The sequence below is a fragment of the Algoriphagus antarcticus genome (assembly GCF_002150685.1).
GTDB lineage: Bacteria > Bacteroidota > Bacteroidia > Cytophagales > Cyclobacteriaceae > Algoriphagus > Algoriphagus antarcticus.
Genome location: NZ_MSSW01000070.1, coordinates 28,913 through 50,334, shown reverse-complemented (window position 1 = coordinate 50,334; position 21,422 = coordinate 28,913). Strand labels below are relative to the sequence as shown.

General features: G+C 40.7%; 19 protein-coding genes. 10 read left to right on the top strand and 9 right to left on the bottom strand.

Features of this window, described 5'->3' with window-relative positions; translation table 11 throughout:
• Positions 1-97: 97 nt before the first annotated feature.
• The gene (gene mscL / locus BVH04_RS20590; protein WP_086543348.1) at positions 98-553 is read left to right on the top strand and encodes a large conductance mechanosensitive channel protein MscL; all 456 of its coding nucleotides are present in this window, start codon (positions 98-100) and stop codon (positions 551-553) included.
• A 139-nt stretch (positions 554-692) separates the two neighbouring features.
• Here mscL and BVH04_RS20585 read toward each other — a convergent pair whose 3' ends face one another.
• The 4 genes from BVH04_RS20585 to lpxK form a co-directional block, all read right to left on the bottom strand.
• Positions 693-1,937 carry an ABC transporter permease gene (locus BVH04_RS20585; RefSeq protein ID WP_086543347.1) on the bottom strand — a complete coding sequence of 415 codons (1,245 nt, stop codon included), beginning with the start codon at positions 1,935-1,937 and terminating at the stop codon, positions 693-695.
• 106 nt (positions 1,938-2,043) lie between these two features.
• A complete protein-coding gene (miaE, locus tag BVH04_RS20580; protein ID WP_205635893.1) occupies positions 2,044-2,655 on the bottom strand; it encodes a tRNA-(ms[2]io[6]A)-hydroxylase in 612 nt (203 codons plus the stop codon).
• A 2-nt stretch (positions 2,656-2,657) separates the two neighbouring features.
• A complete protein-coding gene (locus BVH04_RS20575; protein WP_240511001.1) occupies positions 2,658-4,595 on the bottom strand; it encodes a putative porin in 1,938 nt (645 codons plus the stop codon).
• Positions 4,596-5,651, bottom strand: coding sequence for a tetraacyldisaccharide 4'-kinase (gene lpxK, locus BVH04_RS20570; protein ID WP_086543346.1), 1,056 nt, complete (start codon positions 5,649-5,651; stop codon positions 4,596-4,598). It lies immediately after the preceding gene.
• 39 nt (positions 5,652-5,690) lie between these two features.
• Here lpxK and BVH04_RS20565 point away from each other — a divergent pair, with 39 nt between their 5' ends.
• From BVH04_RS20565 to BVH04_RS20555, 3 genes are all read left to right on the top strand, one after another.
• Complete coding sequence (locus tag BVH04_RS20565; protein WP_086543345.1) at positions 5,691-6,791, top strand: Nif3-like dinuclear metal center hexameric protein; 1,101 nt, start codon at positions 5,691-5,693, stop codon at positions 6,789-6,791.
• Between the two features lie 3 nt (positions 6,792-6,794).
• The gene (locus tag BVH04_RS20560; RefSeq protein WP_086543344.1) at positions 6,795-7,574 is read left to right on the top strand and encodes a zinc ribbon domain-containing protein; all 780 of its coding nucleotides are present in this window, start codon (positions 6,795-6,797) and stop codon (positions 7,572-7,574) included.
• A 107-nt stretch (positions 7,575-7,681) separates the two neighbouring features.
• Complete coding sequence (locus BVH04_RS20555; protein WP_086543343.1) at positions 7,682-8,098, top strand: hypothetical protein; 417 nt, start codon at positions 7,682-7,684, stop codon at positions 8,096-8,098.
• On the opposite strand, the gene BVH04_RS20550 is transcribed toward BVH04_RS20555, so the two are convergent.
• Positions 8,082-8,705, bottom strand: coding sequence for a histidine phosphatase family protein (locus BVH04_RS20550; RefSeq protein WP_086543342.1), 624 nt, complete (start codon positions 8,703-8,705; stop codon positions 8,082-8,084). The genes BVH04_RS20555 and BVH04_RS20550 overlap by 17 nt on opposite strands.
• 52 nt (positions 8,706-8,757) lie before the next feature.
• Between BVH04_RS20550 and BVH04_RS20545 the strand changes: the two genes are divergently transcribed.
• From BVH04_RS20545 to menD, 3 genes are read left to right on the top strand one after another with little or no spacing between them, the layout of a single operon-like run.
• A complete protein-coding gene (locus tag BVH04_RS20545; RefSeq protein WP_086543341.1) occupies positions 8,758-9,180 on the top strand; it encodes a hotdog fold thioesterase in 423 nt (140 codons plus the stop codon).
• Complete coding sequence (locus BVH04_RS20540; RefSeq protein ID WP_086543340.1) at positions 9,180-10,397, top strand: chorismate-binding protein; 1,218 nt, start codon at positions 9,180-9,182, stop codon at positions 10,395-10,397. The genes BVH04_RS20545 and BVH04_RS20540 overlap by 1 nt, the downstream gene beginning before the upstream one ends.
• Entirely contained in the window at positions 10,394-12,082 is a 1,689-nt protein-coding gene (gene menD / locus BVH04_RS20535) for a 2-succinyl-5-enolpyruvyl-6-hydroxy-3-cyclohexene-1-carboxylic-acid synthase (RefSeq protein WP_086543339.1), read from the top strand. The genes BVH04_RS20540 and menD overlap by 4 nt, the downstream gene beginning before the upstream one ends.
• A gap of 6 nt (positions 12,083-12,088) precedes the next feature.
• Here menD and BVH04_RS20530 read toward each other — a convergent pair whose 3' ends face one another.
• The 3 genes from BVH04_RS20530 to BVH04_RS20520 all read right to left on the bottom strand — a co-directional run bounded on the left by BVH04_RS20530 (position 12,089) and on the right by BVH04_RS20520 (position 15,393).
• Positions 12,089-13,207 carry a glycoside hydrolase family 16 protein gene (locus tag BVH04_RS20530; protein ID WP_086543354.1) on the bottom strand — a complete coding sequence of 373 codons (1,119 nt, stop codon included), beginning with the start codon at positions 13,205-13,207 and terminating at the stop codon, positions 12,089-12,091.
• Positions 13,208-13,324: 117 nt separating this feature from the next.
• Positions 13,325-14,137 (bottom strand): helix-turn-helix domain-containing protein, encoded by an 813-nt coding sequence (locus BVH04_RS20525; protein ID WP_086543353.1) that lies wholly within the window; start codon positions 14,135-14,137, stop codon positions 13,325-13,327.
• A 377-nt stretch (positions 14,138-14,514) separates the two neighbouring features.
• A complete protein-coding gene (locus BVH04_RS20520; protein ID WP_086543338.1) occupies positions 14,515-15,393 on the bottom strand; it encodes a LysR family transcriptional regulator in 879 nt (292 codons plus the stop codon).
• Between the two features lie 95 nt (positions 15,394-15,488).
• On the opposite strand from BVH04_RS20520, the gene hutH reads away from it, so the two are divergent.
• The 3 genes from hutH (at position 15,489) to BVH04_RS20505 (ending at position 20,639) form a co-directional block, all read left to right on the top strand.
• The gene (hutH, locus tag BVH04_RS20515; RefSeq protein ID WP_086543337.1) at positions 15,489-17,057 is read left to right on the top strand and encodes a histidine ammonia-lyase; all 1,569 of its coding nucleotides are present in this window, start codon (positions 15,489-15,491) and stop codon (positions 17,055-17,057) included.
• 100 nt (positions 17,058-17,157) lie between these two features.
• Positions 17,158-18,396 (top strand): imidazolonepropionase, encoded by a 1,239-nt coding sequence (gene hutI / locus BVH04_RS20510; protein WP_086543336.1) that lies wholly within the window; start codon positions 17,158-17,160, stop codon positions 18,394-18,396.
• A gap of 239 nt (positions 18,397-18,635) precedes the next feature.
• Entirely contained in the window at positions 18,636-20,639 is a 2,004-nt protein-coding gene (locus BVH04_RS20505; protein WP_086543335.1) for a urocanate hydratase, read from the top strand.
• 115 nt (positions 20,640-20,754) lie between these two features.
• Here BVH04_RS20505 and BVH04_RS20500 read toward each other — a convergent pair whose 3' ends face one another.
• A complete protein-coding gene (locus tag BVH04_RS20500) occupies positions 20,755-21,363 on the bottom strand; it encodes a Uma2 family endonuclease (RefSeq protein ID WP_086543352.1) in 609 nt (202 codons plus the stop codon).
• Positions 21,364-21,422: the final 59 nt, after the last annotated feature.

The following is a 21,422-nucleotide window of genomic DNA, read 5'->3' as shown; positions in this document are numbered from 1 at the left end:
TAAAAAATACCGAAATCACAGCAACCATTTCTAAAAATGATTCTGATTTGGCAACCCAATTGATCACAACTTCATCTAAGACTTTTAAATCCCAGTTATGAAAATCAAGTTAATTCAGGAGTTCAAGGAATTTGCCGTTAAAGGAAATATGATAGACATCGCTATTGGTGTGATCATCGGTACAGCCTTCAATAACGTAGTAGATGTGCTGGTAAAGCAGATTTTTCTACCTCCACTTTCTTTCCTCACCAACGGGATTAATTGGGAAAACAAGAAGATCGTTTTGCGCGAGGCGGTGACAATAGAAGGTGTAGTACATCCAGAGGAAATAGCCATTGGCTACGGTAAACTTCTGGAAGCAAGTGTTGATTTCCTGATAATCGGGTTCACTATTTTCCTTGTAGTAAAACTGATGAACTCCCTTCGGAAAAAAGCTGAAGACCCTAAAAATGAAACCGTAGTTACTCCAAAGAATATTGAGCTACTCAGCAGAATAACCGAATTGATGGAAAAGCAAGTGGAACTTTTAGAAGCAAAAAATGGGAAGTTATAAATATAGTTAGTTGTAAGAAGTGAAAGATGGAGATGATTGAAATTAGGAGCAATAGATAAGTAGTAAGAGGTCTGTGAATTCTGTTCTTCTTTCTTCCCACTTCGGTCTTAAATCATATAGTTTCCTATTCTATAACACCTTACTCATATCTCAAAGATTCAATCGGATCTAACTTGGAAGCTTTGTAAGCAGGAAGATACCCTGACATCAAACCAACCAATATACAGATGGCGAAGGCTATTATCATCCACAGCCAAGGGATAAGGAAACCGCCCACCCCAATTACTAAGGCTATTATATTGCCTATAGAAATACCCAAGATCACACCCATAGCTCCTCCTAAAATACAGATCATAATGGCTTCAAGCAGGAATTGCTGTCTGATTCTAAGCGGTGTAGCTCCTAGTGCTTTTCTGATACCTATCTCTCTTGTGCGCTCTGTCACTGATACAAGCATGATATTCATCAAGCCTATGGATGCCCCAAGCAAAGTGATAAAACCGATCCCAAAACCACCCAATCTGAGATATCCAGCTACTTCTTCAAGACTTTCAGCCACAGACTCACTTTTGGTCAAGTCAAACGAATCTTCCTGAGCTACTCGATCTTGGCGGATTTCTCGCATCATGCCTATCGCTTGACCCATTTCATAGTCTATCCGCTCTGGACCTGATGCTACACCAGTGATATTATAGGTGAAGTTTCCTCTTGTGTCCAAACGACTTGCATTTTCTATCGGAATCAAAATCTGTCTATCTGCTCCTTGGTCTGGCCCCATTCCGCCTTGCTCTTCCAGAACACCAACTATTGTATATGGCCTACCTAAAACAGTGATTTTTTGATTTAGCGGATCTTCGTTAGCCTCAAAAAGTGTAGTAGTAAGTTCTTTGCCTATGATACATACGTTATAGCCATTTTGGATTTCCATGCTACTGAAATTCCTACCCTTCTCAAGCTTTATAGCTTTGATAGTTAAATAGTTATCATCTCCACCTCGGACACGGACATTAGGATTGGTAGTTTCAGAGCCTCTCTTAATTTCTGCATTTCCTGTAACAGAGACAAATACTGTTGAAATACCAACACTGTTGTATTTCTCTTTGAAATCTATCACTTCCCGGAAAGTAAGCTTAGGATAACTTTTCTCAGTTTTACCATCCTGAATTGCTCGCCCGCCACTATATCCTTTGTTTCTTATATCAAATGAATTAGCTCCCAAGCCGGAAAAACTATCTGCAATTTGTGCTTTGATCCCGTCAATGGCGGTAAGCATACCTACAAGTGATGAGATACCAATAGCAATGATGGCACCTGTGAGGACTGTTCTCAACAAATTTACTTTTATGGAGCGTACAGCTTCACGTACGTTTTCGATCAAATTCATAGTGTGTTCGTATTAGAACGAATTTATAGCACAATTGCGCCTAGATAAGTCAAGTATAAATAATTACTGGGGAAATGACTATTGGAGTAGAAAATTTAAGATTAGCTCAATGAATTCGGTCACCCCGCACCTCAAGTTTGTTCATCACTTCGGCTTCGAAAGTCAACCATTCCTGCCATCGCTTATTCACTATATCTGGGTCCTGATACTTTCTGGCCAACTCGATAAATGTGACGTAATGACCAGCCTCAGAAATCATCAGTTCATAGTAGAACTTTTTGAGTTCTGGATCTTCCAGATTAGTGGACAGCAACTTAAAGCGCTCACAACTTCTTGCCTCAATCAAAGCATTCAGCAGCAATTGCTCAGTAAGCTGCTGTATTCTACTGCCTCCCTTTAACACAAAATTGGTGAGCTGAATGACGTATTCGTCTTTTCTTATGAAACCAAATTTCAATCCTCTCTTTCTAATTTGCTCAAGCACTCGCTCAAAGTGCCCCCATTCCTCTGCCACAATCGGTGTAAGAATATCTACCAATTCCTCAAGATCATTGAATCGCACAATCAAACTGATACAGGACGACGCGGCCTTTTGCTCACAGTAAGCATGATCTGTCAGCACATCCTCTAGGTGCATCTCTGTGATCCCCACCCACCTTGGATCCGTGGGTAGTTTCAGATGCAGCATCTTCTGTCTGGTACTTTCTTCCCAACTCATGATTAATCGAATAAATACCAGGTGATTCCCAGATCAATAAATGACTTATAACCCGTATAATCTGGCGTAACAAAGTATCCTTCCTGATTCATCAAGCCACTATTTAGGTGATTGTATTTCAGGAAAACCCGCGTGCGGTTGATACGGAAATCCAAGAAAAAATCAGCCACAGGATAGGCATAAACATTGAAGTCATTCTGAAGGTAAAATTGCTGAGTGGAAGGTAAATATGCCTCTGCGTAGTAATCGGAATGATAACGAATATCAATCCCAAACTGAATGTAAACATTATCGTTGAACATAGGACTATCGAAGTAAAACTTAGTATTTCCGTAGAACTTTGGAATCCTGAAATTATCACTTGACGCTCCAGTGATTTGGGTGAATATCACTTCAGTATCCCATTGAAACTTCTGTCCTATTCGCACATTCGCTTTTAATCCTGGAATAAGCATAAATGCTTCTCCGCTAGCTTGCTCGGCTATTCGTTGTTCATTAAAAAACACATAATTGTTTATTCTATTGATAGTCAGTGAAGGTCTGAGTTGAATCTTTTTGAAATCTAACTTAAAGACTCCCCGGATCTGATCCACACCAACATTATCGAAATCATTATCCCATCGATAGTGATTGCCATAATACATCTGCTGCATGGCAGTAGGTTTGTAAACAGCTTTGGTATAATCGACCTCCAGCCAAGGAGAAATAAACAAGCCATGAAGCCTGAAAGCTCCCGGAATCAGGTATTCTCCATCAGCACTAATGGACCATTTCTCTGATATTTTACCGATTAATTCTCCACCCAGATAAACCTCATTGAAGTTATTTTTCTCTGTATAGAAAGTACTTTTCATCCTGCCTGCTCGAAACTTTGCGTGAGCGTTGTAATAAAACCCTTTGAAACTCCCTTTGAATCCTACTTCATTTCCCCACTCTTTGAAATCACTGTAATTCCTTGTCGTATCCAACTGATTATTAAGTCGCGTCCTAGGATAGAAAAGTGAATCGGAGGTAGTCAAAGCAGCTTCGAAGTATATGTCCTTATTCTTTTGATCAAAAATATGGTAGATCTGAAGTTCATCACGGACGCTATACTCATGATAGAATCTATACTCCTGCCTCATGTCACTAGCTTTCGTATTACTCAGCCACACCTTTGCATCTTCATAAGTGAAATAAACTGAGGTGCTATCAACCTCCGGAGGAATGATTCCGCCGATTTCATTCACCTTATGAAGCATCCTGGAAAAATTACCCAAAAACCAATACTTTCCGTTTTCGGAACGGTAATTCGTATGAATCGAGTAGGAATTTTGAGTTACCATATTGTCATCCCGTGCCACGGGATTTAGTGTTTTTCTTGCTCTTATCGTGTGAAAATTAAATCCCACATTCCATCGAGAATTGATATTCCTGGCAAAAGCCAAATCCAGCATATTCCGTTGGCCTCCACCAAAAAAGGCAGACATCTCAGTGAATGGAGACTTGGTGTCGAAATACTTGTTGTTTTCAGGTGCGTGGAAGTACAGATCATAAGCAGAAAATCCAGCTCTAGTTCCGATGACATCTGGGATCTCATATAAAATCGGCTTAGTCGCGCTGCCAATATTCCCCAAATCCTGATACTTCCAGTTCCTCTTTTCTAACGGAGCATAATTGTGGAAATTATTCAGCGCAGTATCCTGCGGATAAAGAATCAGATTGTTTCGCTTGATGTCTTTTTCGTAAAAGTACAAACTCGTTTTAGGCCCATAAACCATCCTCGTGCTATCATCAAGCAGTGATTTTCTGCCTTCTCCTTCCTCCTCTTCATTTGGATCAGTTAATTCCCTTTGCTGATTAGGATTTTGGCGCGTTGGCGGGAAAGTACGCTGCGCAAAAGCAGAGTAAACACTCGAGATGCTGAGGAAAAATATAAAACAGAGTAACCGTTTATTCACTTAGATATTGTCCTTTTTGAAGACCTTTTGTTGGATTAGTTGTACCATAGTTAGCTCATCAGTTGATGAAAAACTCACTTCTATTGGTAGCACAAAAATCGGAATTTCTTCCAGAAAACCTTTGGGTGCATTGGATTTAACTTTCACCGCATCTTTTTCGGTCGTAAGCACAACGGGATTTTGCGATGCATGTTGCTTAACTTTAGTCCGAACTTTATCGAAATCAGCCTTCAGGTACTCGTGATGATCTGTGTAGCTCAGTACTTCCAGCAACTCGTATTTCTTATTGACATATTCCACAAGTGGTTGATCATTTGCCAAGCCCGTCAGCAGAATGATTTTAGGCGAAAACACTATAGAATCTATTAATGACACTGGTTCTCCATAAAAAATAGAAGAAAAAAGCACTGGAGTATTTACACTACTATAATCAACTACCTTACTTCTAATCTTAGCCTTCTCAGAGCTACTCAGATCTTCTGGACATTTGGTAATGATGATTACATCTGCTCTTTTTGCGCCAGCTCTACTTTCTCTGAGTCTGCCCATGGGCAAAAGAAAATCAGAGAAAAAAGGTCTTTGGTAAGTAGTCAAAAGAATTTGCAAATCCCCGGTGACATAGCGATGCTGGAATGCATCGTCTAAAATCACCAGCTCAGGAACATCAGGTTTGGAAGCTATTTTCTCTAGCGCAGCTACGCGATCCTCACCTACAACTACAGAAATCTCATTACAGAATTTCTGGTAAATCTGAAATGGCTCATCTCCGATTTCTTCTGGAGAAACACTCGGATTAGCTTCAAGAAATCCTTTGGTTTTTCGTCCATAACCTCTACTTAGCGTCGCCAATTGCTTCTCCTTACGAAGCATTCGAATCAAGAATTCCACCATGGGTGTTTTACCGGTTCCGCCCACACTCAGATTCCCAACTACTATACTTGGTATCGGAGAGGAGACACTTTTCAGCCAGCCCAAGTCGAAAAACCAATTCCGAAGTCGAGTGACCAAATCGTATAATAAAGCTATAGGATAAAGCAAAAAAGCGTACCAGCGCATTCTAGAATTACTATTTTTGATCAAATAAACAGAAAAATTATGGGATACAAGATTAGCGATGTGATTTCATACTTGGAGCAAATCGCCCCTCCATCCTATCAGGAGTCATACGATAACGCTACTTTGATCACAGGCGACAGGAATTCGGAAGTGACGGGAATTGTGTGTTCGCTGGACTGCATTGAATCTACAGTAGCGGAAGCTATAGAATTGGGAGCCAATATGATCGTGGCTCATCACCCGATTATTTTCAAAGGGTTGAAAAGCCTTACCGGAAAGAATTACGTGGAGCGAACGATCATCAAAGCAATCAAAAATGACATAGCTATCTATGCCATTCACACCAATCTCGACCATGTGGCTCACGGAGTGAATAAGCGGATTTCTGATCGATTGGGGCTTTTGGACACCAAGATTTTGCAACCAAAAAGGCAACTACTGAGCAAACTCGTATTCTACGTGCCAGAACAAGAAAAAAACAAGGTACTCCAAGCAGTCTATGCTGCAGGTGCAGGCAAAATCGGTGAATACGCAGATTGCTCTTTTCAAATCAAAGGCACCGGTACTTTTACCCCTTTGGCAAAAGCCAATCCGACTAAAGGAGAGCGCGGTAAAGCACAAGAAGAGCAAGAGATCAGAGTAGAAGTTTTGGTTTCCAATCATGTGCTTCCACAAGTGTTGAGAAAAATGCGTGAAGCTCATTCCTACGAGGAAGTAGCTTACTATGTGGAAGCTCTAGAAAATGAAAATCAGGAAGTTGGCGCAGGAATGATCGGGACACTTGAACAAGAAATGGAAGGTGAAGATTTTTTAGATTTTCTAAAATCCAAGATGAACCTAGAAGTGATCAAACATACAAGATTGATTCACCGCAAAATAAAAAGGGTGGCTGTCTGTGGTGGCGCTGGCATTTTCCTTCTTGGAGATGCCAAAAGAGCTGGTGCGGACATCTTCGTGACAGCCGACGTAAAATACCACGAGTTTTTCGATGCTGATGGAGCATTAATTCTCTGTGACATCGGACATTATGAGAGCGAAATTTTCACAAAAGAATTACTCCGGGAGTTATTGTCACAAAATTTCCCTAATATTGCACTCTATTTGACAAAAGTAGTTACAAATCCCTCATCCTACCGATAGTACATGGAAAGTACAGTAGCACAGAAACTCGAAGCTATTCACAACCTTCAACTTTTAGATTCAAAACTAGATGCCATCATTAAAGTTCGCGGAGCTCTTCCAGAAGAGGTTCAGGACTTAGAAGATGAAATTGCTGGTTATGAAACACGATTGGAGAAATTTCAAAGTGAAATAGATTCTTTTGATAATGAAATAAAGGCGCTTAAAGAAAGCATCAAGGACTCTGAAAAACTGATCAAAAAGTACCAGGAGCAGCAGATGAATGTTCGCAATAACCGCGAATATGATGCTATCACCAAGGAGCTTGAACTTCAGGATCTAGAGATTCAGGTTGCGAAGAAAAAGATCACTGAAGCTGGGCATAGAATCGAAACCAAAAAAGTGGACTTGGAGGAGCTGAGTTTAATTAAAAAGGATCGCCAAAAAGATCTGGATCAGAAAAACAGCGAATTGACTTCGATTGTATCTGAAAGCGAAACTGATGAAACGAAACTGAATAATGATCGTGAAAAAGCCAAAAAGAAAGTTGACGAACGACTTCTTAAATCATATACCAAAATCAGAGCTAATGCCAAGAATGGTCTAGCAGTAGTAATGGTAAAAAGAGGTGCTTGCGGTGGTTGCTTCAATACAGTTCCACCACAAAGACAGGCTGATATTCGTGAGAAGAAAAAACTAATTGTTTGTGAGCATTGCGGTAGAATTCTCGCCGGAGTAGAAGATGAGATCATCGAAGAAGTAGCTCCAAAAAAGAAAAGAGCTACTAAAGCTTCCAAAGCTTAAGAGCAAGCACAGGAAAACATATAAAAGAAACCCCGGACTTTCAGCTCGGGGTTTCTTTTTATCCTCTTTTTTGCTTTCAATAAATTAAATTTTCTATATTGAGAGCTATGAAAAGTCTTGGAATTCTACTTATCACCCTATTTCTCTCTCTTTCGGTGTTTGCTAAGGAAACTGAATCCAAAACTTTTTTGGTTTTATTCAAATCAAAGGAATTAAAATCCCTGAATACCTCAATGAAGGAAATTCAGTCCCAATTTTCTTCTGCTTTCAAAATAAGGACTTATGCAGGCAATTCTGAGCTTGCGATGATTATCAATATTCCAGAATGTGAATTTGATGCTTGCTTTCTCGGACAGTTTTTAGTTTCCTTGGATAAAGGTGAGAATATGAAGCTTCAGGAAATTGCATTCCGTTTGATTGATATGACCGCCAACAAAAAGTCATTGGATACATATTTGACGGCTTTTGAAGCTAATCAGCATAAAAAGAAAATCGACAAGCGAAATACTACCCCAGCTCCCTGAGGTGCGCAGTATCATTTCTTTTCAGTAACTCGAAACTCCCATCTTCCTTTTCTTCGATTAAATACAGGCAAAGATTTTTGTGCTCAAACATATCCATGTGACACAAGTCCTGCTTCATAATCAAGCTCAAAAAGATTCGCATCGCACGCCCGTGCATGCAAACCAGAATCGTCTTTCCTGGCCCTTCTAAAATCGCATCGATTCCACGTTGCATCCGCTTAGCGACGATATTTGGGCTTTCTCCGCCCGCAATACAATAATCGAGATTCCCCAGCTGCCACTGCTCCAACATGTGTAGATAATATTGATTTTCTTCATTTGTCATCGGCAGCCCTTCATAATCTCCCCAAGAAATCTCATTGAGATCCGTCGTAGAAATTGCAGGAATTCCCAAGTCTAAAAAAGACTGTATTGATTGCTTGGTACGCTTAAGTCCCGTATAATATACCTGATCAAATGGAGTGCTTTTGTAAGCCTCAAAAAATGCAGCGGCCTGCTTCCTTCCGTTTTCATTGATTGGAGCATCTATTCCACTGCCCTGCACTACACCTTTGAGATTAAAATCAGTTTGTCCGTGCCTAACTAAGTAAATTTTTTTTCGATTCAAGATTCTCTATTTTTGTCTTCCCCCCAAAGAAAACTCATTTACTTTAATTTTCATGGTATTCGCTCAAAAGCCTTCGTTGGATCAAATCAACCAAACCGGTAAAAACACAATGACTGAATATTTGGGAATTATATTTACTGAAATAGGAGATGATCACCTGACAGCCACCATGCCTGTAGATGAGAGAACAAAACAACCCATGGGATTGTTGCATGGTGGAGCTAACGTAGTGCTCGCTGAGACGCTCGGAAGTGTAGCTAGTTCGCTCACTATTGATTTAAAAAAACAAATTTGTGTGGGTCTTGAAATCAACGCCAATCACCTAAAAGGCGTTAAATCAGGATTGGTCACCGGAACTACGAAACCAATCCATATTGGGAAAAGCACACAGGTCTGGGAAATAAAAATCATAAATGAACTAGATCAACTCTGCTGCATCAGCCGGATTACCATGGCAATTTTAGATAAAAAGTAATGCATACCAACGTAGCAACAAATCATACCAAAACAGAAATTCTTCAGCTCCTACTTCAGTTGGCCCTGAGTTCTGGAGGTTCATTTGCCATTTGGCGAAAACCAAAATCAAATACCGTTGAAATTGTTTTGGACGAAACCGCAAATCCTTTTAAGGTTGATTTGTCTATCGAAGAGCTTGAGCCAGGATTTATAGTGCATCCGTTCGCAGATCAGGTTGATAAAAAAGCCTATTTCATCAAAGCTAGTAAGTACTTTTCCTTTGAGATTGATAAGCCAATAGCCACAGATGAGCTTCCTGAATGGGCTAAAATCCAATTGAATAATCAAGAAAAGCTTTCTCCCGCGGAAATTCGAGAATTACTGATTAATCAAACATTAGTCAGCAAAATAAAAACCTCCAAACTGAGTGAACAAAAAGATCATTTTACCCAGCTGGTGAAGGAAGGAATTAAAGCTATTCAGCAAAATCTGCTTGAAAAAGTAGTTCCTGCACGGACTAAAACCATTTCCATTCCTCCAAATTTCAACCTGAGCTGTACTCTTTTGAAATTAATGGATTCCTATCCAAATGCCTTTATCAATTTCTTCCATTTGCCGCACGTGGGCACTTGGATAGGAGCTTCTCCCGAGACTCTGATAGAAACAAAAGGAGATACTTTTTATACTATGTCTCTAGCCGGGACCCAAATAGCAATCGGAGACAATCCACTCAAATCGGCGGCCTGGACTCAGAAAGAAATTGAAGAGCAAGCACTTGTGAGCAGGTATATCGTTTCTTGTTTTAAGAAAATACGCCTTAGAGAATACGAAGAGCATGGACCCAAAACAGTATTAGCTGGTAATCTTCTGCATCTGCGATCCGACTTCAAAATCAATATGCAGGAAACAGGATTCCCAGAACTTGGATCCATTATGCTAGGTCTCCTCCACCCTACTTCAGCTGTTTGCGGAATGCCTAGAGGCGAAGCGCACGATTTTCTTCAGGAATTTGAAGGTTTTGATCGCTCGTTTTATTCTGGATTTTTAGGACCTGTGAATATTCAGGGAAGCACTTCCATTTATGTTAATTTGAGAACCGCGAGCCTTCATGACAATGAAGCAACGCTTTATGCGGGAGCGGGAGTGACAGAAGATTCTGATCCTGAAAAAGAGTGGGAAGAAACAGAACTTAAATGCCAGATCATAGGTAAATTCATCCAAAACCCAAGCGCTTGATACTTCAATCTATTGTCGATTTAGTGGCCATTTGTGCCAAAAAAGGTATTGAAAACGCCATACTTTCTCCTGGGTCACGATGTGCGCCTTTGACGCTAGCTTTTGCCAGACATCCAGAAATACATGCTCGAACTATTTCTGATGAGCGTTCAGCAGCATTTATAGCCCTTGGAATGGCTCAGCAATTGGATCATCCAGTTGCTTTGGTCTGTACAAGCGGTTCAGCAGCTTTAAATTATTATCCAGCTATAGCAGAAGCATTTTTCCAACAAGTTCCTTTGTTGATTTTGACTGCAGATCGACCTGCCGAATGGATTGATCAATATGATGGACAGACGATTTTCCAGACTGATGTATATGGTAAGCATGTAAAAGGAAGTTTTCAGCTGCCTGATACTGGCAACAATCCAGATCAACTGTGGCACTCATCTCGGATTGTGAATGAAGCGATTAATCTCGCAAATCAATTTCCACCGGGCCCTGTTCATATCAATATTCCGCTTCGGGAGCCTTTCTATCCTGAGAAGGACGAAGAACTGAACTTTTCCGAAAATCCAAGGATTTTTGATTTGCTGAAAAGCAAAACCCAGCCTACAGATGAATCACTAATCAAACTCAAAAGCAGGCTGGAGATAGTTCAAAGGATTCTAATAATACCCGGCCAACAACTTCCTGATCAGCACCTTCAAAGTCTGCTGAATCAGCTCTCAAAAAATCAAAAGGCAGTAATCGTCACTGATACGATCAGCAATCTTCAGTCTGATCAAACTATTACACTCCATGATCATTGGTTAGGGAATCCAGAGATTTCGAAAAACTTGAAGCCAGACTTAATCATCAGTTTTGGTAAATCGATCATCTCCAAATCACTTAAGCTTTTCCTGAGAAATACTCATGCATCGCATTGGCACATTCAAGCCGATGGAAAAGCAAAAGATACTTATCAGCGACTGACTAGAAATATAGCTGCATCACCAGTTTACTTCCTCAACTGGCTAAATCAGAACCTTGTGGTGCAAAATCCTGAATACTATCTGGCATGGCAATCTCTTGAAAAAGCAGTGTCTATGAACCTGACTACCCTCTTGGAAAGCGAGACTTTCGGTGAATACACAGCTTTAGCTTATTGCCTGAATAAAACACCTCTTGTCTCAAAAATCCATGTAGCCAATAGCATGGCTGTTCGCTATTTGAATTTGCTGGGAAAAAGAGAACAAGAAATAAGCTGTAACCGGGGCACTTCAGGAATCGATGGATCCAATTCTACTGCTGTAGGATGTACTTTCACCACAAAGGAAATCGTGACTTTGATTACGGGAGATATGGCATTCTTCTATGATCGCAATGCCTTTTGGCACAATTACTCCATTCCTAATCTTCGCATCATTCTTCTCAACAACCACGCGGGGGGAATTTTCCGCTTAATTGATGGGCCGAAAAACCAGCCGGAGCTAGAAGAATATTTCGAAACCAAACAAAAGCTTACTGCACAACATTTGGCTACTGAGTTTGGATTTTTCTATTCCAAAGTCGTTAATCAGGAAGAATTAGAAGCTTCACTTACAGACTTTTATTCAGATTCTTTACATCCAAAAATACTGGAGATCGAGACTGAAAGTAAAAGTAATGCCGACCTATTAAAACGGATCAAAGAAAGGGCTGCAGAAGCCTTAAATGGAAAGTAAAATCAACTACTCCTTCTGAAAGACACGAACATAATCTACTTTCATTTCTTGAGGGAAAATAGTAGTAACATCGGGTCTGCCCGGCCACTTTCCTCCTACAGCGACATTAAAAATAAAGAACATAGGCTTATGGAATTCATCCAAATCAGCCGGACGAATATCAATTACATGAAATTCTACACCATCAAGAAGCCAAACGATTTTCTGGGAATCCCAATCAATAGAAAACACATGGTATTCGTCATTGAAAATCCCTGTAGATAGCTTCGTACTCCCTCCATAGTTTGCATAGCTTCCTGCATTATCCCAATGGACAGTACCGTGAGTAGTTCTATCACGATCTTCTGTGGCCCCTCCTATCATTTCCATGATATCGATTTCTCCACATTTCGGCCAACTTACTTCATCGATATTCGTGCCAAGCATCCAAAGTGCCGGCCAAAGGCCTTGTCCTTTTGGTAGGATCGCCCGAATATCAATTCGACCAAAGGTAAACGATTGCTTACCCTTCGTAATCATTCTGGATGAAGTATAACTCCTTCCTCCTTCACTCTCTTGTTTAGCTGTGATGATAAGCTTTCCATCAGCTAACGATGTATTCTCTTTTTTGTAATATTCTAATTCTTCATTTCCCCAACCACACAATGCAGGACAGCCATCACCAAGTTCGAAAGTCCAATCTTCGGAAATTGAGGAGGAATTAAACTCGTCTGCCCAAGCTAATTTATACCCTGTATAAGACTCTGGACTGGTGTACCCTGCATTTGGATCTAAGCCTAAAGCTACAGCATTCATATTCACCATTTTAGTATCCACCACAAATATCGACTCTGTAGCATGAGCCTGAAGAGTAACCCTATAATCACCTTTTTCTTTGTAGGTGTAATTGGCTGAATTACCGTTCACCCGCATCGGAACTTCCCCTGATACGCCAAAACTTATCTTAAAAAAATCAGCATTATCAGCGGAAAATGAAGCTTTTACTTCTCCGTTTCCTACTAGTTCTACTGTGAAGACAATGTTGTCAGGTGCCTCAGTCTTTGGCGTCACCTCACTTGATGAAGAGCAGGAAGCTAGATAGCATACTGTTACAACTAGAATCAAAGTCCTTTTTAGAATTTTCATAAATTTCAAATAGGATAAGGAAATGAAGCAATCTAGTCTATAAGTTGAAAAAGAAAAAAATTCCATTTACAAATTCTGACTACCGGTAATGCTGGCCCTACTTTGGAAACGAAAAAATCAAGACTGCAATTCAGCAATAAAGGTAGAATCGGGAGAAGTAGTTCTCCCGATTTTATTGATAGCCCAGATCAAGAGCCCAAGCTCTCCCAGTTCGAATAAAGTAAGCGGGATCAACCCAAACAGTGCTCCAACGACGGAGAAGATCATAATTCCTGACACGATCCCTAACGCACCAATTACTTGAGGTATGTTTGACCATAGGTTTTTATAGCAAAGAAAACCAGCTCCCATAAAACCGTAAGCCAGACCAAAAGTCGCTAGCTTCACGAAATAATAATCTTCCAATTCGAAGCTGGAAGTTGTCAAAGAAAGCAAGTCAATTGAAGTCCATACAGCATTCGCAATTAGCATCACCCAAAGTGCGATTTGAAGAATCTTATTAGGGAAAGCTGAAGTCATTTTGATCAACCCAAAAATAAATAGAGAGAAGGTGATCAGAACTCCAGCTTTAACTAATCCAAAATTCAAGGTATTTGCAAAAACACCTTCCATCCACTCAATCTCCATACTGATCTCAAAATAGCTCAGAAAGAAATAAATCAAACCTCCTCCAAAACCAGCATAAAGCCAAGTTACATTTTGCTTAGCTTTCTCAGAAATGGGCTTTATTTCCGGTTCTTTCCAATCCATCCCCAGAGCCTCAAACAAAGCTTTGATGGTGTAGCTTCTGGGTGTCACCTCACCTGATTCTATGCGTTGTATTGTTCGCACATTCAGGTTGCATAGTTCGACCAACTCTTCCTGAGTCAATCCTTTTGCCTTTCTCATTTCAGAGATTCGTCTGCCTAATTCTGGTTGTTTAATGTCCATAAGTTTGTTTTTTGATGGTGACATTGAATGCGCAGACTTACTTTTCATATCCAATTGAACTGAAAGTTTCTGGCGCATTTCATTTCATGTATATTTTGATTTACCATGGCAATTTGTCTGATTGATTTGTTACTTAGGGCGTAATAGGCTCGGTTTTGACCCGACATTCACCCGACATTTGAATTTTGGATCAAAATAAGAACTATTCCATAATTTAAAGAAATTCGCATAGATCCTTGAGAACGGAGAATCCCCAAATTTTAACCTCAAATCAGATTTTTAGCCTACTCCTGTTTTCTATATAATTGAGGATTAAAGTTCAATTGATGTGACTCCCGCTTTTTTTGAAATGGGGCAAAGGGAATTTTTTTCCAATATTAACTGAGATTTGAAAGCAACGGCAAAACCTGCTTCAGCGCAGGATTACGATTTTCGGCTTTCCAGATGGCAGAAAGCTCGGTGTACTGACGAATATGTGGAATCTCCATAAAGCGTACATTCAGTTCATACCCTTCCTTTAGAGAAGTAGGTACAATCGCCACTCCCATCCCATTCTCCACCAATTTAAAAATCGTCAATGCATGAACTGACTTGTGCCTGATCTTTGGAGAAAAACCTGCCTCTCTACAGATTCCAATAATTTGCTCATAATACAGATTGCTATAATCGGAGGAAAAAAGAACGAAAGACTCTTCCCTAAACTGATTCACTGAGATAAATTCCTGCTTCTGTATTGGATGATCCTTTGGTACCACCAAGGAAAAACTATCTCTTAAAACAGCCTTCATTTCGAGATCGCTTGGCACAGATGCAAGTCTGACAAATCCCAAGTCCAGCTTATCCTTTTCAATCATTTCCACCTGAACTGAATTGCTCAACTCTTCCAAACTTGTGCTTATCAAAGGCTGATGTGCATTTAGCTTCGCGAGCAAATCTGGCAAAACCTGATTGGACGCCGAGCCTAAGAAACCTATTCTCAACTCTCCAATTTTCCCGGCAGCAATCAACTTTAATTGGCTCTTTGTAAGCTCTAGATGATTCATGACGAAGTCAACTTCATTTTTGAAAAATGTTCCAGCCGCAGTCAAATCCACGTGTTTTTGATCACGCTCAAAAAGTTTTACTTCCAGCATTTCCTCCAACTGTTTGATTTGCCTGCTCAATCCAGGCTGGGAAATACACAAACGCTCGGCTGCTTTTCGAAAATTCAACTCCTCAGCAACGGCTTTAAAATAATTCAAGTGTCTCAATTCCATGATACCCCAAAGGTATCAAATCATGACATAATTGATATCAAAACTTATCATTGATGCTAAGTATCTTTGCTAATCCCCTGAATCTAAACCCAATTATGATGAGCACTTTCCAGTACGGCCAAGACCAACTGACAGCAGGAAAAGCTTTGCAACTGGCTAGAAAAGAGATAAAAGGAGTATTAAGTCCTAAAACCCGCGATAAGGTGCAGGCTTCTGCTCTTGCTGTTGCCAATATCGCTAAAGGGGAAAAGACTGTTTATGGAATTAACACAGGTTTCGGCCCACTTTGCACCAGTAAGATCTCAGCTGCTGACACACAGACCTTACAGGAAAATCTTCTGAAAAGTCATGCCGTTGGTTTGGGAGAACCCGTTGCTATCGAGATTTCCAAGCTTATGCTTGTGCTGAAACTTCAGGCTTTGGCGCAGGGATTTTCAGGAATTAAACTGGAAACTTTGGATCGAATGGGTTGGATGCTTGAGAATGATGTCATTCCTGTAGTGCCTATTCAGGGGTCTGTGGGAGCTTCAGGAGATTTAGCTCCACTTTCACATTTGTTCTTGCCTCTTTTAGGTTTGGGAAAAGTGCACTTCGAAGGATCTATCCAAGCTACTTCTTTTGTTTTTGAAAAGTTCGAAATGACAGCGCTTCACCTTGGGCCCAAAGAAGGTTTAGCATTGATCAATGGCACTCAGTTTATGGCTGCATACGGAGTGAAAATCGTCGACCGTTTACATAATCTGCTGGTTCATGCCGATATCACTGGAGCGATGATGATCGAAGGATTGATGGGATCGATCAAGCCTTTTTCGCCTGAATTACATCAATTGAGGCCGTTCGCTGGAAATCAACATGTAGCCCAGACTATTTTGAATTTGCTCCATGAGTCTGAAATAGTCAATTCACATTTGAACTGCACTAGGGTTCAGGATCCTTATTCTTTACGCTGCATGCCGCAAGTTCATGGAGCTTCTAGAAATGCTTGGCTTCACCTGAAAGATGCCATCGAAACTGAGATTAATTCCGTCACTGACAATCCTGTTGTGTTCAGCGAAGACCACACGATTTCTGGCGGCAGTTTCCACGGACAGCCCATCGCTTTGCCATTGGATTACGCTTGTCTTGCAGCTTCGGAACTAGGTAATATCTCAGATCGACGAATCTATCTTTCCCTTGTGGGAGATACTCCAGGAGTGCCAAAATTGCTGTTGAAAGAAACGGGCTTGAATTCTGGCTTGATGATTCCGCAATACACCACAGCTGCTTTGGCCTCTGAAAATAAAGGACTTTGCTTTCCTGCGTCAGCGGATAGCATCCCAACCTCCCTAGGTCAGGAAGACCATGTTAGTATGGGGTCGATTGGTGCGAGAAAAGCCCTGCAAGTCATTGGAAATGTGGAGAAAATCTTAGGAATTGAGCTATTTTATGCTGCTCAAGCGATGGATTTCCATGCTCCGCTAAAATCTGGAAAAATTATGACTGCTATCTATGAGCATGTAAGATCTAAGATCGATCCAGTGATTTCTGATCGCGTGATGACCGAAGATATGGAAGCGGCAATTGAGATGATTCAAAGTGGTGAGTTAATTGAAATAGCTAAAAAAGTAGCAAAAAAAGAAGGTTTACCTTACGAAACTGAGTGGAGTAACTTATTTAACTGTTAAAATCAAACCCGCTGATACCCGGTGAAAAATTCGCTGATTGACAAAGATCATTTGCGTAAATCCGTGAGGTTTTCAGCGCAAATCTGCGGGAAATAAAATCATGAAAAATCTAAAACTCATCGGCCCAATAACTCAATTAATTACTCTTGATAAACTTCCATTGAAAGGAGCTTTGGAAGAGGAGCAAATGGAGATCCTGGAAAACGCGGGAATCCTCATTGCAGATGAGAAGATTCTGGAAGTTGGTGAATTTGCAGTTTTGCTAGAGAAAGCTAAATCACTGAATACTGAGATAATTGAGCTAAAAGGTGACTTTGTAGCAATGCCAGGCTGGATAGATTGTCATACGCATATTTGTTTTGGTGGGAGCCGTGCAAAAGATTTCGAGATGAGAAATGCTGGAAAATCCTATCTGGAAATCGCGAAAGCTGGAGGCGGAATTTGGGATACGGTCACGCAAACCAGGAACCTTTCACAAACTAAACTTGCTGAAATCACCACTACAAACGCTAATCGACATCTAAGAGAAGGTGTGACGTCAATTGAAGTGAAAAGCGGCTATGGGCTGAATGTAGCTGAAGAACTCAAAATGCTTCGCGCCATCCAGCAAGCGGATCAGGAAACTGAAGCCGATTTGGTCCCAACTTGTCTTGCTGCACACATGAAACCAAGAGATTTTGAGGGAAGCAAGTCAGAATATCTCATGCTGATTAGTGAGCAACTTTTTCCACTTCTGAAATCAGAAAATCTTACAAATCGCATCGATTCCTTTATTGAAACAAGTGCTTTTTCTCCGGAAGAGATCGAAAGTTATTATGAAAAAGCAAAAGACTTGGGATTTGATTTAACTGTCCATGCAGATCAATTCACCACTGGAGGATCTGAGGTAGCGGTGAAATTTGGGGCCAAATCAGCGGATCATTTGGAAGCTTCTGGAGATAAGGAAATTGAGCTTTTGGCAAAATCAGAAACTATTGCCGTAGCTCTTCCCGGAGCTTCCATAGGTTTAGGTTGCGCTTATACTCCAGCTAGAAAGATCCTGGATCAAGGTGGCTCATTGGCGATTGGAAGCGATTGGAATCCTGGTTCTGCTCCTATGGGTGACTTGGTCATGCAGGCTTCTATTTTGGCAACATTCGAAAAACTCAGTACAGCCGAAGTCTTTGCAGCATTGACTTTCCGAGCAGCAGCAGCTTTAGGATTAGAAGATCGAGGAAAGTTGAAAGCGGGGTTATTGGCTGACTTCAATCTTTTTCCAACGGCAAATTTTCAAGAAATTTTATACCATCAAGGCAAACTTAAGCCTGAGCAAGTGTGGAAAAGAGGAAGTAAGATTTGAGACTTTAGAATTAAGATTTTAGATCCAATACTTGATACGCTAGACAAGTTTAGAATTCTAAATGATACATTTAAGTCACAAATTTTTTTATAAATCAACACAATGAACGAGTAGATTGTCAGAATAAAAACACTTTGCTCCTTTGCGGGAGATTTTAAAAAAAATTCACAAAAACCCCATTCTTCGTCGCGCCGATGTGCGGCCGCGAGATAAATAATAATCTTAAATCGTAATTAGTAATGGTTTTCCAAGAGCAAATATCCCAAGGCATTCCCAATTCTCTTCCAGCAAAAAAAGACCGGAATTCTTCAGTCAGTCACGCTCCGAAGCGAAAGGACATCTTAAGTTCTGAGGAAAAGAAATTAGCTCTGAGAAATGCATTACGTTATTTTCCAACCAGATGGCATAAGGAATTGGCTGCGGAGTTTTTAGGGGAACTCAAGGAATTTGGAAGAATTTACATGTATCGTTTTATGCCAGAATATGATATGCATGCGAGACCGATTCAGGATTACCCGGCGAAGTTTCAGCACGCTGCTGCTATCATGTTGATGATTCAAAATAATTTGGATCCAGCTGTAGCTCAGCATCCTGAGGAATTGATCACTTATGGTGGAAATGGGGCAGTTTTTCAAAACTGGGCACAATACCTTTTGGTGATGAAATATCTCTGTGAGATGACAGAGGAGCAGACTTTACACATCTATTCTGGTCACCCGATGGGACTTTTCCCCTCTTCTCCAGAAGCTCCGCGTGTAGTGGTCACAAACGGAATGATGATTCCAAATTATTCCAAGCATGATGATTGGGAGAAGTTCAACGCACTTGGTGTGACGCAATACGGGCAGATGACCGCGGGTTCATTTATGTATATTGGCCCACAAGGGATTGTTCATGGCACGACCATTACGGTGATGAATGCTTTTCGAAAGAAATTAGAAGCAGGAATCAAACCTGCTGGTAAGATCTTTTTGACTGCAGGTTTGGGAGGAATGAGCGGAGCACAGCCAAAAGCTGGAAATATCGCAGGATGCGTTACGATCTGTGCTGAAGTGAATCCAGCTGCCGCGAGAAAACGGCATGTACAAGGATGGGTGGATGAATTAATCGAAAATATGGATGAATTAGTATTCCGAACTCAACATGCCAAACACAATGAGGAGGTAGTTTCCATCGCCTTCATAGGAAATATTGTTGATGTATGGGAGCGATTTGATGCAGAAAACATATTCGTAGAACTTGGTTCTGACCAGACGTCACTTCATAATCCATGGGCTGGAGGCTATTATCCTGTTGGACTTACTTTCGAAGAATCAAATCAGTTGATGGCGGAAAATCCTGCAGAGTTTAAGGAAAAGGTTCAAGAAACATTAAAGAGACATGCTAATTCAATTAATAAGCATGTTGCAAAAGGGACATACTTTTTTGACTATGGAAATGCCTTTCTACTAGAAGCGTCTCGTGCAGGTGCAGATGTCATGGCAGAAAATGGTATTGATTTCCGGTATCCATCCTATGTGCAGGATATTTTGGGGCCAATGTGTTTCGATTATGGATTTGGGCCTTTTCGATGGGTTTGCACCTCTGGAAAAGCAGAAGACTTGAGGAAATCGGATGAGATTGCTGCGAGAGTTTTGAAAGAAATTATGCAGGAATCTCCAGCTTCCATTCAGCAGCAAATGCTGGATAATATCACGTGGATAGAAGAAGCGGAAAAGAATAATTTGGTGGTGGGATCTCAGGCTCGCATTCTTTACGCTGATGCAGAAGGTCGATCTAAAATTGCGCGAGCTTTCAACGATGCTATTTTAATAGGTGAAATCTCTTCTCCGATTGTCCTAGGGCGCGATCATCATGATGTCAGCGGCACAGATTCTCCCTATCGCGAGACGAGCAATATCTATGATGGAAGCAAGTTCACTGCTGATATGGCCATCCACAACGTAATCGGAGATAGTTTCCGTGGTGCTACTTGGGTTTCTATCCACAATGGCGGCGGAGTTGGCTGGGGAGAAGTGATGAATGGAGGTTTTGGGATGCTTCTCGATGGAACTGAGGAAGCAGAAAGAAAACTGAAATCCATGCTTTTCTATGATGTGAACAATGGAATTGCTAGACGGGCATGGGCTAGAAATTCAGGTTCTTTGGAAGCTATCCAAAGGGAAATGGATCGTAGTCCAGGGCTGAAAGTAACTTTACCAAATCTGGTGGATGAGAATATTTTGGGGGCTATTATAGGCTAAAAACATCCATAAATCTTGACTTCAAAAGCTTGAGAAAAATGAAATTCCGATCCGGCATAGAAAGAAGGATAAAAATAACTAGCGCTCTCCGCGGTAACCGCAGTGTTCTTTGCGGTTAAAAAACTTCTTCCAAATCAAGTGAAAAACCTAGAATCACAGTAGATTGAACCTGGTCGCCTGAGGTGAAAAGTCTTGAAGGCTGGAATTTCCAATCAATTAAAGTATAGATTAAAACTGTACAGTCTGTTGGATGAACCACCCAGTATTCTCTGACTCCAAATTCCTCGTATAGCTCGTATTTGTTTTGAACTTCAACTCGACTGTTTCCTGGAGAAAGAATCTCAATAACCAAGTCTGGAGCGCCCCAACAGCCCTTATCATCCAATTTGGAAAGATCGCAAATCACTGAAATATCAGGCTGGACAACAGAATCTGTTTTTGTATAGTCTGGATTTTTTGAGAACCTGACATCAAAAGGTGCTGAATAGACTTTACAAGAATGGTTCTTTAGAAAGTTGGCAATTTCTAAGTATATACTCCCTAAAACCTCCTGATGCCTACGATTCGACGCGGCGGCCTTTGCGAAAATCTTACCTTTGATCAATTCTACAATTTCTTCAAAGTCCCATTTGAGGTAGTCTGCATAGGTATATGCGGCTCCATCGGGCTCATTAAAAGCGTCCAAGTCAATTTTCTCTTTGTGAGGAATTCTTTTGTAATTCATAGCCAATTTATTAGATCCCAACTGAGCTTTTGAATATTACCTAAAACCGAATACATTGT